Genomic DNA, 16,398 nt, shown 5'->3' on the forward strand with positions numbered 1-16,398 from the left:
CTTCACCCCGCTGGATTTGAAGTCGCTCAGGACCGCAGAAGGCCGGCGCGGCGGATCTTCTCGCGTTCGATCTCGAAGTTCTTCCTGATCACCTCGCCAAAATCGGCGCCGTCGCGATATTGGATCGACTGCCCGTACTTCTCCTGGATCGCGACATGTTGCGGATCAAAAAGCGCCAGTTTGAAAGCGTCGTGCAGCCGCTGGACCACCTCCTCTGGCATTCCCTTTGGACCAATCAAACCGTTCGGGCTCGCGGCGGTCACGTCATAGCCGAGATCGTAAAGGGTCGGCGCGTCGGGCCAACGCTTCAACCGCTCGTCAGAGAAGACCGCCAACCAGCGTGCCTGCCCGTTGTCGACCAGATCGCCGAGGATCGTGCCGCCCGCGTGGGCGTCGATGTGGGCGCCGAGCAAGGCGGCGATGCCCTCGGAGTCGCCCTTGAACGGCACGTGGATCAGCTTGATCTTCTCGATGTCGGCGACCTGAACCATCGCCAGGTTCTGCGCGGTCGCCGGACCGTTCGTCCCGTAGTTGACCTCCTCGGGCCGCTTGCGGGCCTCGGCGACAAAGTCGCTCCAGGTCTTGAACGGTGAATCCTGGCGGACGACCATGCCGACGTTGAAAGCGCCGATCTGGATGATCGGCGTGAAATCCTGCAACGCGTCATAGGGCGTCTTCTGCATGAGCTGGACGCGCAGAACCGCCGAATGGGTGACCGCGATGCGGTAGCCATCGGGCGACGCCGACAGCATCGCAACCGCACCCAGCGTGGCACTGGCGCCTGGACGGTTTTCGACGACGATCGGCTGGCCGAGGTGCGTTGCCGCGGCAGTCGCCAGTACGCGGAAAGTGGTATCGGCCGTTCCGCCGGCCGGAAACGGAACGATCAGCGTGATAGGCCGTGACGGGAACTTATCGTTCGCCGACGATCTCCTGAGCCACGACGCGGCCAGGGACAGCGCACCGACACCGCCCAACCACGACCTGCGAGACAGTCCGACCATGGTGACCCTGCTCCTTTAGATTTGTGAAGGAAGCTTACTTGTGGGCAACAAATCTGATAAATCGAAAGATCATAATGATTGATCGATCCTATGAATATAACGAGCCAGGACCTCCATATCTTCCTCACCCTTGCTCAGGAAAAGAATTTCACGCGGGCGGCCGCGCGATGCGGGCTGTCGCAATCGGCGTTCAGCACCCGCATCTCGTCGCTCGAACACGCGTTAGGAGCCAAGCTGTTCGACCGGACCACGCGGAGGGTCGAAATGACTCCCGATGGCGAGGTCTTCGAGCCTTTCGCTCATCAGTTGCATGCAGATTTGTCCGACGTTATTCAGATTTTCCGTGACCGGGCGGCGCGCCGCCGGGGCCGGGTGTCGATCGCGGCACTGCCATCGGTCTCTGCCGGCTGGATGCCGAAAATACTGTCAAGATTTGCAGCCCGGCATCCAAACGTTCAGTTGTCGCTGACCGACGCAATGGCGGAGACGTGCGTATCATTGGTACGCAACGGCGACGTTGACTTTGCCCTGTCGACGCTTGACGGTGCAGAGGACTTGGACGGGCAGGTCGTGGCGACTGATCACTTCTACCTCGTCTGCCGCAAAGATCATGAGTTGCTGTCGAAAAAGAAGATCGCTGCCGCTGACATCGCGTCCTATCCGTTTATTCACCTGACACGCAATAGTAGTGTTCGCCGCGCCCTCGATGCTGCCTTTGAGCGCGTGAAACTAAAAGCCCATCTCGAGGCGAATTACATGGCGACGCTTGCCGGCATGGTGGAAGCGGGTCTGGGCATCACAATAGTTCCGTCGCTTAGCCTCCACCAGTTTGAGCGTCCGACGCTTGGCGTTAGAATTCTGCAAGCGCCACGGATCTCTCGTCCGATCTATCTGATCCGTCGGCGCGGTCGCACATTATCGGCAGCCGCTGAAGCACTCTTCAACGAGATCCGCCGGACAGACTTCGAGGAGCCTTCGATCATGCGCAAGCGCACCTAGGGTGAACGTAGTCACAGACATTGGAGATGTTGGGCGATCACATCCTGGGTTTGTCCTTCCTTGAAGTGGTGCCAGCAGACCCGCGCCATGAGCGCAAAATCAGCGCCGCGCGCGTTTTCGTCTTTGTTTGCTTGGTCCAGCACATCCGGCCTCCATGCTGCACGATCCACATCGCAATTCGGTGCATGGAACAAATGTACCCGTATAGTCACAAAAGTGTCGTCGGCCACCGTTAGGAGTCGCCTCCTCTCAGGCGCAAACGATGGAACGACATGCAAAGTGGTGAACCGACGCCGATCCGGCTTGCTCAGGACGTGAACGGAAAACTCCGCGCGTGGCCCGAGCGGCCAGAGACGGTCGAACATCGGTTGAAGGCCGGTCGCACCAGCGACCCAGCACGGGTGCTGCGCGGATGCCGCGCCTCTTTCGTGCTGCTCAACGAGGTGGAAGCGTAAACGTGCGCCGCGCCATCCTCGTCATCCTCGACGGCCTGCGCCGGGACCTCGTCGGTCCCGAGACCACGCCGCACCTAGCTGCCTTTGCTGCGCGTGCCGAGCAATTCTCAGACTACAGCACGATCTTTCCTTCATGCACGCGCGTGGTCTCCGCCAGCCTCGCCACCGGCTGCCTGCCGGCGCGCCACGGGCTCCAGGGCAACACCATGGTCCTCGTTGAAGACGGCCGCCTTGTGCGTCACGATGCGGGCCGGCCGGATTTTCTCCAGCACAAAAGACGTGTCACCGGACGGTCCCTTGGCGTTCCGACTCTTGCCGAGCGGCTGCGTGAGCACGGTGGTGCGGTGATATTCAGCAACGTGTCGCCTGGTGCGGCCTATGCTCACGATCCCGACGGCCACGGACGCATCTATCATCGCGCCGGCTCGTTCGGGCGAGGCCGCATTCCCCTACCCGAAGCTGAGCAGCTTCGCGTGACCCTGGACGTGGCTGGCGATCGAGCCATGACCGAGCGTTTCATTGCGGAGACTGTGCTGGCCGCGAGTCCTCCCGCCCTCACTCTGATGTGGCTGGGCGAACCCGACTCGTCCCAGCACGCTCTGCCGCTGGGCTCGCCCGAACACCTGGCCGTCCTGACGGAAGCCGATCGGAACGCGAAGCGCGTCATGGACGCGGTGGCGCAATTGCCCGACCGCGAGGATGTGCTCTTTCTCCTTGGATCCGATCACGGTCATCAAACCGTGAGCGACGTCATTCACATCGAGGCTGAGCTGGTCGCCGCAGGCCTCAAGGAAAGTCTCGATTCCGACGAGGTGGTGGTGGCCTCCAACGGCACTTCGGCACTGATCTATCTTCACCCGGACGCCGCTGGGCGCGAGGCGGCAATCGCAAGCTTCCTGGCTGGCCAAGACTGGACCGGAACCGTACTGACGAGGGCCGAGTTGCACCGTATTGGCCAGTCCACCGACAACGGACTCGCTTGTGCCGTCTCCATGCGCGAGACCGAGGCTCCCAACGCTTTCGGCATTGTCGGGACGAGCTTTGCCGCCAAGCGTTCTGAAGGCAAGGAAGATGTCATCGGCGCAGGTCAGCACGGTGGGCTTGGGGCTGCCGAGCAGTCGCCTTTCCTGATGATCTCGGGTCCGGGCTTCTTGGCCGGCGCGGTGCGCTCCAGAGCAGCCTCGGTTATCGACATCGCGCCTACCATTCTTGCTCATCTCGGTCTGCCCGGCTCCGGCACAGACGGCAACGCGCTACAGCGAGGCGACTTTGGCTGAGATCGAGCTGCGCGGCATCGAGAAGCGCTATGGGGAGGTGTCGGTCCTGAAGGGCGTCTCCCTGAAGATTCAGGATGGGGAATTCCTGACCCTGGTGGGGCCGTCCGGCTGCGGCAAGTCCACCTTGCTGCGGATCATCGCCGGGCTCGAGGATCAAGACGCCGGCGAGGTGAGCGTGGGCGGCCGGCTCGTGGATGGCGCCCGTCCAAAGGACCGGGACGTCGCCATGGTGTTTCAGTCCTACGCCCTCTATCCCCATCTCACCGTATTCGACAACATCGCGCTGCCATTGCGCACGCGGCGGCTCTCCTTCGCACAGCGCCTGCCGCTCATCGGACGGCTCCTGCCGGGTCGCACCGGCATCGAAAGGAGCATTCGCATGGAGGTGGAGCAGGCCGCCACCATGCTCGACGTGGCCCATCTGCTCCACCGCAAGCCGGGCCAGCTTTCCGGGGGGCAACGCCAGCGCGTCGCCCTCGGGCGCGCAATGGTGCGGCATCCCACCGTTTTTCTGATGGACGAGCCGCTATCCAATCTCGACGCCAAGCTCAGAGTGCAGATGCGCGCGGAAATCACCGCGCTGCACCGCCGCCTCGGCGTTACCTTCGTTTATGTCACGCATGACCAGTCAGAGGCCATGACGATGGCGGACCGCGTGGCCGTGGTGATCGGCGGCGAGCTGCTCCAGGTGGGCCCTCCAGAAAAGCTCTATCGGGACCCGCAGGATCTGAGGGTGGCCGAGATGATCGGCAGCCCCAAGATCAACGTGGTCGCTCGCGGCCGTTGGGCGGACGATCGACCGATTCTGTCGGCAATCCTTGCACCGCAGACCAGGCACCTCGCATTTCGTCCAGAAGCAGCCGTCCTGACCACGCCAACCGCTGGCCTGCCCGGTGGCACCGTGACGGATCTTGAAAATCTCGGCTCAGATATCTTCGTGCATGTGGCGCTCCGCGACGGCTCGGAAACCGTCGTGATCCGCACCGCACCCGACGAACCACGCTTTTCGCTCGGCTGCGCGGTTGGGCTCAAGGTCGATGCTGCGCGACTGATGCAGTTCGACGAGGCTGGCAGGCGCTGCGGCGATATCGAGCGGGTGGCAGCATGAGCGTGATGGCCTTGGTCCACCGCCGCGCTCGCCCGGTTGCCCGTCGTCGGCAGCATCAGGCTGCAGAGGCCACGGTCGGCTGGCTCGCCGTCTCCCCGGCCTTGATCCTGCTGATTTGCCTGCTCTTTGGCCCGGCCGCGGCGGTGATCCTGTTCTCGTTCACCGACTGGCAGTTGGGCGCCACGACCTTCCACTTCGTCGGTATCGAGAATTTTGCTGCGTTGTGGGCGGACCCGCCCTTTTGGAAGGCCCTGGTCAACACTTGCATCTATGTCGCTATCGTGGTGCCGGGGACGGTGGGGCTTGGCCTTGCCACAGCTCTGCTCATCGAGGCGAGCCCTGGCCTGCGCGGCTTCTATCGCGCGGTGCACTTTCTGCCGGTCATGTCCACCATGTCGGCGATGGCCGTGGTGTGGGGCACCATGCTTCATCCCAGCATCGGCCTGGTCAACCGGACGCTCGCCACATTCGGCTTGACCGGCATCAATTGGCTGCGGGACGAGCACACCGCGCTCCTCGCCGTCGCCCTTATTGGCATTTGGCAGGGCTTTGGCTTCGCGATGGTGCTCTTTGTCTCCGGCCTGAAGGCGGTGCCCCAACAGCTCTACGATGCCGCTGCAGTCGATGGAGCGGACGGCCTCTTTGACCGGCTGCGCATCGTGACTCTCCCCATGTTGGGGCCGGTCACCATGTTCGTCATCGTCCTCACCGCAAGCCGCGCCTTTGAGGTGTTCGATAGCGTGCGCGTGCTCACCCAGGGCGGTCCGAACTACGCCTCCGAGGTCCTGCTGAATCGGCTCTATTCCGAAAGCTTCGACTATCTGCGCACCGGCTACGGCGCAGCCCTGACAGTGGTCTACCTTGCTATCGTGATCGCCCTCACGCTTGCCCAGGCGCGCTTCATCGAACGCCGGGTGCACTATTCATGAGCGCGCATCGCCGCCGATCCCGGGTCGCGGGACGCATCGCGCGCCACGCTTTGCTTGTCGTTTCGGCAGCATTCGCGTTGCTGCCTTTCGTGTGGATGGTCAGCTTGTCCCTGAAGCCACCGGATGAGATCTTTCAACCCGACTTCCACCTCTGGCCCAAAACCTTCCACGGCGTTGAAAATTATCGCGTTGCGCTGACCGCAGCGCCGATGCTCCGTTTCCTGCTCAATGGTGTCTTCGTCTGCGCGGTCATCTTCGCGCTGCAGCTCGTGATCTGCGTGCCATGCGCCTACGCCCTCGCCAAACTGCGCTTCCGCGGACGCGACACCTTGTTTTCCGCGGTACTGGTGGGGCTTCTCGTACCCCCGCAGGCCCTGGCCATTCCCCATTTTGTCCTGCTCTACGTCTTCGGGCTGCTCGACACCTACGCGGCTCTCATTCTTCCCTGGATCATCTCTGCCTTCGGTATCTTCCTGCTGCGCCAGTTCTTCCGATCCATCCCCGACGAGATCATCCACGCCGCGCGGCTCGATGGACTCGGTGAGTTCGAGATCATCTGGCGCATCATGATGCCCATGAGCGCGCCAGCGCTTGCCGCTTTCGGCATCTTCTCGGTAGTGGCCCACTGGAACGACCTGTTCTGGCCGCTCATTGCCGTGCGGAGCGAAGACATCTCGACACCGGCCCTCGGCATCCTCCTGTTCCGCGACGACGAGGCGGGTCAATTCCTCGGCCCGCTCATGGCCGGCGCCACGATCATCGTCGCCCCACTGCTACTCGCTTTCCTCTTCGCCCAGCGCCGCTTCATCGACGGGCTGGCAACCACTGCCATGAAGTGACCAAAGGGAGATTGTCATGCTCGACAGACTGTTGCCGCGCCGCGTGTTGAGGGGCGTGGGTGCCACATTCCTGGCCGCCTTCGCGATCACCCCTGCCCATGCGGAGATGACGCTGGACGTGCTTTACACCACGCCGGGGACCTTCAATGCTCTTCAGCAGGAGCTGGCCAAGCGCTTCACCGAGACCCATCCCGACATCAAGGTGAAGTTTCGCAATCCAGTGGCTGGATACGAAGAAGGGGCACAGCAGATCCTGCGTGACCAGATCACCGGCAGCGTGCCGGATGTCGCGTTCAACGGCATCAACCAGATCGGCTTGTTCGTGGATCGCGGTCTCGGCGCCCCCCTCGATACCTTCGTGGCGGCGGATGGCGGCCTCGACAAACTTGGCTACTACTCTACGCTCGCAGCGCTCGGCCAATGGAAAGGCAAGCTCTATGGTCTGCCTTTTGCGGTCTCAACCCCGGTGCTCTACGTGAACGCCGACCTGGTGAAGAAGGCCGGCCTCGCTCCGGCCGCCCTACCCAAGTCCTGGCCCGAACTGGTCGCCGCAGGTCAGAAAATTCAGGCGAGCGCCGGAGCCGGCGTGACGGGATTCTACTACCAGTGGGACCAAACTGGAAACTGGCTGCTGCAGTCACTCGTCACCAGCCGCGCCGGGCACATGCTGAAGGCCGACGGCTGCACGATAGCGTTCAATGACGATGCCGGCATGTGGGCACTCAAGACCTTGGAGTCTTTTGGCAAGTCGGGAATGCCCAATTTCGGTATCAGCCAGGCGCGTCAGTCATTCGTCGCCGGCAGCCTCGCCATTCTCGTCGATTCCACGTCCTATGTGGCTGCGGCAGACCGCCAGATCGGCAACCGCTTTGATTTCAAGACGGTCGCGTTTCCGTTGTCAACACCAGACGGCAAGCTGCCTGCGGGCGGCAATGTCGCCATGATCTTCGCCAAGGATGCCGAGCGGCGGAAGGCAGCATGGGAGTATGTGAAGTTTGTCACCGGCCCGATCGGTCAGACGCTCATGGTGAATTATACCGGTTACATGCCCGGCAATGAGATCGCGGTGAAGTCGCCCGAGCTCCTCGGGGCATTCTATGCCAAGAACCCCAACCACATGACCAGCATTCAGCAACTGCCGGTGCTGACGGACTGGGCGTCCTTTCCGGGTGGCAATTCGCTGAAGATCATCGAGGTGATCAAGAGCCACACGGAAAGCCTGGTGACGGGCAAGCGCCCCGCCGCGGAAGTGATGCCCAGCCTGGTGCAGGATGTGAATGGCCTTATGCCCAAATGCAGCGGCTAGAGCATTTCGGTTCTGATTGAATCAGAACCGAAGTTCTAGATTCTTGTCTTGACGCGTTTTCTTCACGCGAACCGGTGTCCACTTCGCTCGAAAACGCTCTAAAGCCAAGAATGTGTCAGGCAAGAATGAGAAGCTATCGCCCTCTTCCAACTCGGCCATCCTTCTCGCTTTGAACCGGACCATGTTCGATAATTTCAGGCTCGAGGCCGGTACGACCATGGTAGTCAAGAACCCCATCGCTTTGCCTCATTCCTGTGGGCAACGACACCTGCGCACCGTCGGGACAGATGTGAAAATCGCTGACGTCTCCTTTGAACCTAAGCGATGCCCTCAACTGCGTGAACCAGTTCCTCATGGAGGCACCCTCAACAAACCCGCGTACGCAAGGGGTGGCAAGCAATGACTATGCCGAATTCGAACGAGCCCAGCCGCAGAGGCTTGCCTTTCTTGCTAACCGGAATCAGCTTCGTCCTCCTTCATGACGATCTGCATACCCAGGCGATCTAGGCTCCCCAGACTTCGCGCAAGACCGACAGCCAGTTTTTTCCGATCACGCCCTCGATTTTGCTCGAATTCCAGCCGCGTTCCTCCATCGCGGCCGTGAGATTTGGCCAATCACCGATGGTGCGCATGCCCTCCGGATTGATCACATTCCCGAAGTCCGTGAGCTTGCGTCCGTAGCCTTTGTCGTGCGTGATCCAATCGAAGAAGGGCTGCGCGTAACCTTGCGTGAAATCGGTGCCGACACCGACGTTTCGCTCGCCGCAGATGTCGATTACGTATTCGATCGCTTCGACGTAGTCGTCAACCGTGGCTTCCACGCCGCGTTTGAGGAAAGGAGGAAACATCGTAACGCCGACGAACCCGCCGCGATCGGCGATAAACTTCAGTTGCTCATCGCTCTTGTTGCGCGGATGGGACTTAAGCCCGGCGGGCAGACAGTGCGAGTAAGTCACGGGCTTCTTGGAAGCAAGGATCACGTCCGTGCTCGTCTGAGGACCGACATGCGAGAGGTCGCACAGGATGCCAAGTCGGTTCATCTCGGCAACCACCTCGTGTCCAAAGTCGGACAGCCCACCGTCCTTGCGTTCATAACAGCCGGTCCCCACGAGGTTCTGGGTGTTGTAGGCCATCTGAATGATGCCAACACCGAGCTCCTTGAAGAGGCTGAGATAGCCGATCTGATCCTCTATACCGGTGATATTCTGCCACCCCAGTATGATCCCGGTTCTGCCTTCCTTTTTCGCAGCCATGATGTCCTGGGTTGTATAGACCTGCTTGATCAGATCGCCATGTTCGCGGAACCAGTGTTTCCAGTGCATCACGTTCCGCATCGTCTCGGTGAACCCCTCCCAAATGCAGCACGTGCAATTGGCGGCCGTAAGCCCTCCCTTTCGCATGTCCTCGAATATATCCCGGCCAAAATTGGAGATGATCAGACCGTCAATGACGATCGAGCGCTCGTGCAGTTGCGACGACATGTTCTTGTTCTCCTGACGCAAATCGATGTTCGAACGCCGGGCAGCGATGGGGACGCCGCCGGTACCAAGTGAATGCTCCGTTAGGGCTCGCTCTCCAGGTTCGCATTCGTGCCTGGGTCGGCATTGAAGAGAAAGCACCACTCCGGAGCAATCGTGAGCCTGACCGCCTGCCCTGGCTGTACCGCTTCCGGCACGTCCCGATTGGCCTGCTGAACCAGAAGACGTTGCTCGCCGGGGACCTTAATCTGATACTCGGTGAAAGGTCCGAGATAGCTGATGAGCTCGACCACCCCGTCGATCTCGTTCGCGTCGCCGTGCACCGTTGCCGCGGATGCCGGGCCGACGGCAATCTTGATTTTCTCGGGTCTCACCCCAAGCAGCGTCGCCCGCGCGACTTTGGGCGCAACCCTGAGGGAAATTCCCGCATCGGTCGTGAACCTATCGCCAGCCAGCGTTCCCTTGAAGAAGTTTGTCTTACCGATGAAGTCGGCGACGAAAGGCGTAGCCGGTCGTTCGTAGAGATCGGCGGGGATCCCGATCTGCTCGATGGCACCCCCGTTCATCACCACGAGCCGATCTGCCAGGCTGAGCGCTTCCTCCTGATCGTGTGTGACGAACACGGTCGTCAGCCCAAGCGATTGTTGCAATCGTCTGATCTGCAACCGAACATCGTGTCGTAGCTTCGCATCAAGGGCCGACAGCGGCTCGTCCAGCAACAGCACATGCGGATTGATGACCAGCGCGCGAGCCAACGCGACCCGCTGTTGCTGCCCTCCCGACAATTGTCGCGGCATGCGTTCTGCGAAACGGCCGAGCTGCACCAGGTCCAGAACCTTGGCGACGCGCTGTCCGATATCGCCTTTGGGAACCCGGCGCATCTCCAGTCCGTAGGCGATGTTCTGATGGACGTTCATATGGGGAAACAGGGCAAAGCCCTGAAAGACCATTCCCGTGTTGCGCTTGTTGGGCGGAAGATCGGTCACGTCCTGATCGCCGAAGAAGATCCGGCCCGCACTCGCCTCGATAAAGCCCGCGATCATCCGAAGCGTCGTGGTCTTTCCACATCCGCTGGGCCCAAGAAGCGCCAGGAATTCTCCGTTCGCAATATCGAGCGACATTTCCCTCACAGCGACGAAGGAGTCGTATTGCTTCACCACGTTCTTGAGGGTGACCTGGGACACCGTTAGCCCTTCTATTCTTCAGAATGTTCGGCCGAGACGCACGTATCGGTCGGAAATGATGAGCGCGATCGCGATGATGAGAACCTGGATGGTCGCGACCGCCATGATTGTCGGATCGGTTCGGTATTCCAGATAGTTGAGCATCGCTATCGGCAACGTGATGCGGCCTGGGCCGACCAGCAGGAGCGACTTCTCAAGATCGCCGAACGAAGCGATGAATCCGAACAGAACGCCAGCCGTGATACCCGGGCGTATCAGCGGAAGCGTGATGCGGAAGAAAGTCGTAAGCCGCGTCGCGCCGAGACTAAGCGATGCTTCCTCGATCGCCGGATCGAGCCCCGCCAGGGATGCAACGAGCAGCCGCAACACCCACGGTATCGCGATCAAGGCATGGGCCAAAGTCAGGCCGTAAACCGTGGAGGCGAACTGAACGTCGCTCCAGATCTGGAGCTCAATGTAGAACAGGTAGATCGCGCTGCCGGCAACGATGGCCGGGATCATCAGCGGCGACATCAGCACAGTGTTGATGAACTCCCGTCCCCGGAACTTGTATCTGCCGATTGCGAGCGCTGCGGGAACGCCCAGGCATAGCGCGAGCACCGACGCACTGATCGCCACCTGAAAGCTCAGGAAGAAGCCGCTCCTGAAGGCTTCGAGGCTCCAAGCCTGAACGAACCAGGTTCCCGTGTATCCCTCGGGAGGAAACGAAAGGATCTTGTTGCTGAAGAACGCAACCCATATCGTTGTCGCGAGCGGGACGAGCACGAAGAGTATGATGGCCCATACGAAAATCAGATAGGTCCACCTGAGCGGGCTCGCTTTGCTTATACTCGTCATCGGAGGGCGCCCACCCGTGCCGTCCGATTGAACATTACGGCGGACACGACGGTGAGCACCATCGTCAGCGAGATTAGTATGAACGCCAGCGTCGAGGCGAACGGCCAGTTCATAGCCGCCGATATCTGCTTATAGATGGTCGGCGCCATCATGTAGAACTTGGGCCCACCGATGAGGATTGGCGTCGCATAGGCATTCATGGACAAGATAAAGCACAGTACGCAGCCAGCGAAGATACCCGGCATCAGGAGAGGAAGGATGATCCGGCGAAACGTTGTCAGCGCGGAAGCCCCCAGATTGAGCGACGCCTCCTCCAGCGATACGTCGATATTGTGCATGACGCTGTTGAGCGTCACGATCATGAATGGCAATAGGACCGACGTCAGACCCGTGATTACCGCGCCGGACGTGTAGAGTAGCTGCAGCGTTTCCCCTCCCGGGTCGAGTTGTTGCAGCAGGAAATTCAATAGGCCCTTGTTATCGAGGATGATGATCCATCCGGCGGTCCTCGCCACGTTCCCCATGAACAGCGGCAAGACGATTGCGATAATCAAATACCGCTTCAGTATAGTCGAATTCGTCCTGGCCATGAAGTACGCAACAGCCAATCCACCGATCAGACACAGCAAAGTCGTGACTGCCGAGACCCAGAGGGTCGTCCACAACACTTGACGGTAGAATTCGTCCTTGAAGAACCTGACGTAGTTATCCAGCGTGAACGCCTGGATGTACATCTGCGCCGCGTCGTACTGGTAGAAGCTCAGCCGCAGCATCATGAGAAGCGGAAGCATCAGCAGTAGCGAGACAAATACGAAGGCCGGTCCCGATAAGGCATAAGGGGCAGCCCACCGGGTGCGTCTTGCGACGGCAGGCATGCCGCTCGACTCTCGTGCAACTACTAGCGTGGTCATCTAGACGCGTTCAGCTCTTGAATTCTTTGTTCCACCAGTCGAGCAGATCATTGCGGTTCTTCAGCCAGAATGCATGGGGCCGGTTATGGATCGCTTTCTTCTCTTGCTCAGTAAATTCGATCTGCTTGGCGGCAGCTTCAGGCAACACCGACTTGGTGTTTGATGGCGAATAGAATGACTTCTGGACCAGAGCCGTGAGCCCGTCCGGGTCAAGCAACGCATTGCAGTAGAATTTGGCCGCCTGAGGATTCGGCCCCTTCTTCGGCATCACCAGGCCGAAGATGATGCCGATGCCGCCCTCAGCCGGATACGCGGAAACCACATCGACACCCTCCGAGGCGAATTGCAGGATTCGGGCCTTATACTCGGGAGCGACGAGGATCTCTTCGTTCTTGAGCGCCTGCTCGATCTGCAAATGGTTCGGATAGATGCGCGGGCTGGCCGCTTTCTTCCATTCCATCATGCTGGCTTTCACGGCCTCGATATTGATGTTGTCGAGGGACTTTCCGAGCTTGAGTGCCGTGGACTCGATGTGGTGAAACCAGTGGGCGTCGCTCAAACCGACGATACCCTTGTATTTGGGGTCCCAGAGATCGGCAAAGCTCTTGGGAGCCTCCTTCAATTTCTTGGGATTGTAGCCGATGATCCAGGCGCTGTATTGCCAAGGAACGAATGTAGGCGTTCGCAGGATGGGCAGGGTATCCTTCAGTCGTGGGACGGCCTGCTCATCGATCGCGTCAAGCGCTTCCAGCGAGGCCAATTCAAACGCAGTCGCATCGTCCATATGCGCGACATCCATCGGCGCACGCGGCAGTCTGCGGCTTGCAATGATCTTTGTTCTGCGCTGATCGAACCCGTCGAGGTCGCGGACAACAGTGTAACCGGCTTTCTCGACAAGGGGTGCTTCGAAGAACTGGACCGTGCGATCGTTCCAGTCCCCACCCCAATTGGCGACGATGATTTGGCCGCCTTCGGCACGGACACCGCGCGCGCCTAACGTGAGCGCCACCGCGCTCGTTGCACCCGCAAGAAACCCGCGCCGGTTGATCAGATAGCCCATGCGTCCCTCCGTTGTGCCACTCGCTCCTTTGGCGCCATTGCCAAAGCAGCAAGTGCCCTCCCGTGTCCCCTCTTGCTTTCGCGTTCCGAAACTCACAAAAATGTATACGTGCACTGCCAGCCGGGGCTTGTATGAATGCGACATGAAAATTGTAGCTGTTGGAAGACGCTACGGGCGTCGCGTCGCACGACCCGAGCAATGTGCAGCAAGTATGCAGATGGCCGCCCATCGGCTAAGCAAACGGCACACGATCGCATCGCCATCGACCTGGCGTAGTTCTACACTTCAGAAGTGATGCCCAGTTGAGCTACGTTTGCGATTGCCTCAACAACACGGCAAGTCACGGCGCGGCGCCGCCTGATGTGGGGACCGGAGCACTCGGATCGCCGTTCTCTGTATTAGAATAGAATTGGCTCGTCCCGAGCTTCATCGGCGAGGCTCTCTATCCTCTCTCTCGACATACCCATGGAACAAGCACTCATGCTGAAGATAAGGCCTGCCACAAGTGAGGATAGCGCATCGATCTGGTCGATCATCGGCCCCGTCATTCGCGCCGGCGAGACGTATGCACTCCCTAAGGACATGTCGGAGGCAGACGCTCTCAGCTATTGGATGGGGACAGATCGTCAAACCTTTATTGCGGTGCAAGACGGACTCGCGCTGGGCACTTACTACCTTCGCGCCAATCAGGCCGGAGGCGGATCGCATGTCGCCAATTGCGGCTACATGACGCACCCGAGCGCGCAGGGAAAAGGCATCGCTCGGCGGATGTGCGAACACTCCCTGTTGCAGGCGAAGAGCCAGGGATTTTCCGCGATGCAATTCAATTTCGTTGTCAGCAGCAATGAGCGCGCCGTCAGCCTCTGGCATTCTCTTGGCTTCCGGGACGTCGGTCGCCTGCCACTCGCCTTCCGTCGGCCCTCTGGCGACTATGTCGATGCGCTTGTGATGTTCAAGTCGCTGTAGCTGCGAACCGTTCATGACCAACGACGGCGAGACTCTGTCTATCTCGCCGTCGCCACGAGAGCGCTACTCGGCCGCTATGCGCGTCGATCCCATGCTGTTCAAATAGTCAACGCATTCATCGACGCTGTGCACGTCAGCGAACTTGGCGTCGATGTCGTACAGGTTCCAGGCGACCGCACCGGGTACGCGGTCGCCGATGCACTCACGAACGGCAATGGTACGAAAACCGTCCGCCAAGCCATCGCAGATCGTCGTACGGACGCATGCCGTCGCGGTCACGCCAGTTACCAGGATGGTGTCGACGCCGGCAGCGCGCAGAATTCCCCCAAGGCCCGTGCCATGAAACGCGCTCGCCCGTTTCTTCAGCAACGTATATTCCCCCTCGACCGGAGCGATGCGCGCGTCGATGGCCCAGAGCGCCGGATCGTTGAGATTGACGACCTCGATCGGTATTTTGCAGTGCCACAAGCCCATGTCGGTAAACGGTGCATTCCGGTCGGTGATCTCGTAGGCCGTGGTCACGTGGATCACCGGATGGCCGTTCGCACGGCAGCCCTTCAGGAGCCGCTGCATGCCCGGGATGATCTCGTTGTCCATCGCTTCCTGATCGCAAGTGAAGGGATTGCCCGGGCGCGTCCAGGCGTTGGCGAGGTCGACGCTCACCAGCGCCGGACGTGTTCCGAATCCGATGCGACGCTGGAAACCGCGCTCCTGATAGATCTTCGTCGAAGCATCGAAGGCCTGCTGCAACATGCGATTGAGCTCACGATTGTCGATGTCCTGCACGGTCAATCTCCTCATTGTCAGGCCGCCCTGACCGACGGCTCCATCGAGGCCATCATGACGAAAGGCGGCGCGAGCGGAAGTGACCGTTCACCAATTGTTGTTGCACGGCCTGCATCAATCGATATCCTTCACTCGCCCGTAGGGAAGGCGCCGAATGTGCGGAGACGAAGGTATCGAACTCACGCAGTCCTTTGTGGTGGTTGCCGAGGAACTCAGCTTCCGACGCGGCGCCCAACGCCTCAATATTGATCAGTCGGCTCTGACCCGTCGTATTCAGCGATTGGAACAGCAGCTCGGATTCAAGCTGTTCGAGCGTACCACCCGAGAAGTTTCGCTCACGCCAGCGGGCCGCTCGTTTTACGAAACAAATGTCGAGCTGTTGCGGGGTTACGAACGGGCGGTCGGCGCGGCTCGTCTCGTTGCGCAGGGCAAGACCGGAGAGCTGAGATTGGCTTACATGTCTTTCGCGGCAACGACGCTGATGCCTTCGGCAGTCTCTCGGTACAGACGACTCTACCCGCATGTCGCGCTGAACCTGCGCTACATGCGTACCCAGGGTCAGAAGCTGGCGCTCGCACATGACGAGATCGACGTAGGCTACATGATCGGGCCGTTCGACCATCCCGATTTCCAGAGCCTGGTGGCTTGCGTGGAGCCGCTTTATCTCGTTGCGCCGCGGGATCACGCGTTGACCCGTGCACCAACGATACGTCCAGCCGATCTCGCCGGGCAGGATCTTATTCTCGGAGATATGGGCGAGTGGGAAGCGTATCGCTGGCGCCTGAGCGACATCTTCTCGGCGGAAGGCCTGAGCATGAACGTCAGCCTGGAAGCGTCGAATCCGATGGCGCTGCTCGGACTGGTCGCGGCCGGCCTCGGCGTTACGATCTATCCGAAGAGCTTGATCGGGTTCGCCGGTCAGAACATCGATCTGCGTCCGATCGACGATCAACGGTTCTGTCTGGAAACGCTTCTGGTCTGGAAAAGAACGAACAGGTCCAAGACGGTCCGCGCCTTCATTGAGCTGGCCGAGCAAGGCCACCCATCCATCGGCTGATGATCGCGCGGTATTACTTAACGACCAAAGGCGTAACCCTGCATATAGCGAGGGTTCGCCGCCGCGCGCAGAACCCTCCCTCTTTTGGAAACCGCCGAAAGCCTTCCGAGCGACCATCCGTCGACGATTTCGATGCGATGGCCCCTGTCCGCAAGCTCCTTCTGCACGTCCATTGAAAAACGACTTTCCATGGTCAATGAAC

At 60.2% G+C, this 16,398-nt stretch carries 18 protein-coding genes and 1 pseudogene; 10 read left to right on the forward strand and 9 right to left on the reverse strand.

Translation table 11 applies throughout. From position 1 onward, the window contains the following. Nucleotides 1-26: 26 nt before the first annotated feature. Complete coding sequence (locus CWO89_RS10935; protein WP_130578629.1) at nt 27-1,004, reverse strand: Bug family tripartite tricarboxylate transporter substrate binding protein; 978 nt, start codon at nt 1,002-1,004, stop codon at nt 27-29. Nucleotides 1,005-1,082: 78 nt separating this feature from the next. On the opposite strand from CWO89_RS10935, the gene CWO89_RS10940 reads away from it, so the two are divergent. Then, on the forward strand, nt 1,083-2,003 hold the full coding sequence (locus CWO89_RS10940; protein ID WP_130578630.1) for a LysR family transcriptional regulator: 921 nt from the start codon (nt 1,083-1,085) through the stop codon (nt 2,001-2,003). Between the two features lie 11 nt (nt 2,004-2,014). Here CWO89_RS10940 and CWO89_RS10945 read toward each other — a convergent pair whose 3' ends face one another. Beyond that, nucleotides 2,015-2,233 (reverse strand): hypothetical protein, encoded by a 219-nt coding sequence (locus tag CWO89_RS10945; protein ID WP_130578631.1) that lies wholly within the window; start codon nt 2,231-2,233, stop codon nt 2,015-2,017. A gap of 42 nt (nt 2,234-2,275) precedes the next feature. On the opposite strand from CWO89_RS10945, the gene CWO89_RS10950 reads away from it, so the two are divergent. From CWO89_RS10950 to CWO89_RS10975, 6 genes are read left to right on the forward strand one after another with little or no spacing between them, the layout of a single operon-like run. Then, nucleotides 2,276-2,458 (forward strand): hypothetical protein, encoded by a 183-nt coding sequence (locus CWO89_RS10950; protein ID WP_130578632.1) that lies wholly within the window; start codon nt 2,276-2,278, stop codon nt 2,456-2,458. Between the two features lie 2 nt (nt 2,459-2,460). Next, on the forward strand, nt 2,461-3,735 hold the full coding sequence (locus tag CWO89_RS10955; protein WP_130578633.1) for an alkaline phosphatase family protein: 1,275 nt from the start codon (nt 2,461-2,463) through the stop codon (nt 3,733-3,735). Continuing rightward, nucleotides 3,728-4,843, forward strand: coding sequence for an ABC transporter ATP-binding protein (locus CWO89_RS10960; protein ID WP_130578634.1), 1,116 nt, complete (start codon nt 3,728-3,730; stop codon nt 4,841-4,843). The genes CWO89_RS10955 and CWO89_RS10960 overlap by 8 nt, the downstream gene beginning before the upstream one ends. After that, entirely contained in the window at nt 4,840-5,772 is a 933-nt protein-coding gene (locus tag CWO89_RS10965; protein WP_130578635.1) for a carbohydrate ABC transporter permease, read from the forward strand. Before CWO89_RS10960 ends, CWO89_RS10965 begins: the two co-directional genes overlap by 4 nt. After that, nucleotides 5,769-6,611 carry a carbohydrate ABC transporter permease gene (locus CWO89_RS10970; protein ID WP_130578636.1) on the forward strand — a complete coding sequence of 281 codons (843 nt, stop codon included), beginning with the start codon at nt 5,769-5,771 and terminating at the stop codon, nt 6,609-6,611. The genes CWO89_RS10965 and CWO89_RS10970 overlap by 4 nt, the downstream gene beginning before the upstream one ends. 31 nt (nt 6,612-6,642) lie before the next feature. Continuing rightward, on the forward strand, nt 6,643-7,917 hold the full coding sequence (locus CWO89_RS10975; RefSeq protein ID WP_165421094.1) for an ABC transporter substrate-binding protein: 1,275 nt from the start codon (nt 6,643-6,645) through the stop codon (nt 7,915-7,917). A gap of 503 nt (nt 7,918-8,420) precedes the next feature. Here CWO89_RS10975 and CWO89_RS10980 read toward each other — a convergent pair. From CWO89_RS10980 to CWO89_RS11000, 5 genes are all read right to left on the reverse strand, one after another. Continuing rightward, the gene (locus CWO89_RS10980; protein WP_130578638.1) at nt 8,421-9,398 is read right to left on the reverse strand and encodes a dipeptidase; all 978 of its coding nucleotides are present in this window, start codon (nt 9,396-9,398) and stop codon (nt 8,421-8,423) included. 80 nt (nt 9,399-9,478) lie between these two features. Beyond that, entirely contained in the window at nt 9,479-10,579 is a 1,101-nt protein-coding gene (locus CWO89_RS10985) for an ABC transporter ATP-binding protein (RefSeq protein ID WP_130578639.1), read from the reverse strand. Between the two features lie 18 nt (nt 10,580-10,597). Beyond that, complete coding sequence (locus CWO89_RS10990; RefSeq protein WP_130578640.1) at nt 10,598-11,416, reverse strand: ABC transporter permease; 819 nt, start codon at nt 11,414-11,416, stop codon at nt 10,598-10,600. Beyond that, nucleotides 11,413-12,291, reverse strand: coding sequence for an ABC transporter permease (locus CWO89_RS10995; RefSeq protein WP_165421095.1), 879 nt, complete (start codon nt 12,289-12,291; stop codon nt 11,413-11,415). Before CWO89_RS10995 ends, CWO89_RS10990 begins: the two co-directional genes overlap by 4 nt. Nucleotides 12,292-12,337: 46 nt before the next feature. After that, a complete protein-coding gene (locus tag CWO89_RS11000) occupies nt 12,338-13,159 on the reverse strand; it encodes an ABC transporter substrate-binding protein (RefSeq protein WP_245475988.1) in 822 nt (273 codons plus the stop codon). Between CWO89_RS11000 and CWO89_RS47770 the strand changes: the two genes are divergently transcribed. Continuing rightward, nucleotides 13,112-13,324 carry a hypothetical protein gene (locus CWO89_RS47770; protein ID WP_245475990.1) on the forward strand — a complete coding sequence of 71 codons (213 nt, stop codon included), beginning with the start codon at nt 13,112-13,114 and terminating at the stop codon, nt 13,322-13,324. The two genes, CWO89_RS11000 and CWO89_RS47770, sit on opposite strands and share 48 nt — an antisense overlap. 546 nt (nt 13,325-13,870) lie before the next feature. Then, on the forward strand, nt 13,871-14,353 hold the full coding sequence (locus tag CWO89_RS11005; RefSeq protein WP_130578648.1) for a GNAT family N-acetyltransferase: 483 nt from the start codon (nt 13,871-13,873) through the stop codon (nt 14,351-14,353). Between the two features lie 63 nt (nt 14,354-14,416). On the opposite strand, the gene CWO89_RS11010 is transcribed toward CWO89_RS11005, so the two are convergent. Next, nucleotides 14,417-15,139 carry an isochorismatase family protein gene (locus CWO89_RS11010; RefSeq protein WP_207234452.1) on the reverse strand — a complete coding sequence of 241 codons (723 nt, stop codon included), beginning with the start codon at nt 15,137-15,139 and terminating at the stop codon, nt 14,417-14,419. Between the two features lie 193 nt (nt 15,140-15,332). On the opposite strand from CWO89_RS11010, the gene CWO89_RS11015 reads away from it, so the two are divergent. Further along, on the forward strand, nt 15,333-16,196 hold the full coding sequence (locus CWO89_RS11015; RefSeq protein ID WP_245475986.1) for a LysR family transcriptional regulator: 864 nt from the start codon (nt 15,333-15,335) through the stop codon (nt 16,194-16,196). Between the two features lie 17 nt (nt 16,197-16,213). Here CWO89_RS11015 and CWO89_RS46890 read toward each other — a convergent pair. Beyond that, nucleotides 16,214-16,398, reverse strand: a pseudogene (locus tag CWO89_RS46890) (gamma-glutamyltransferase); the annotation flags it as partial.

This window comes from Bradyrhizobium sp. Leo170, assembly GCF_004296405.1.
Lineage (GTDB): Bacteria > Pseudomonadota > Alphaproteobacteria > Rhizobiales > Xanthobacteraceae > Bradyrhizobium.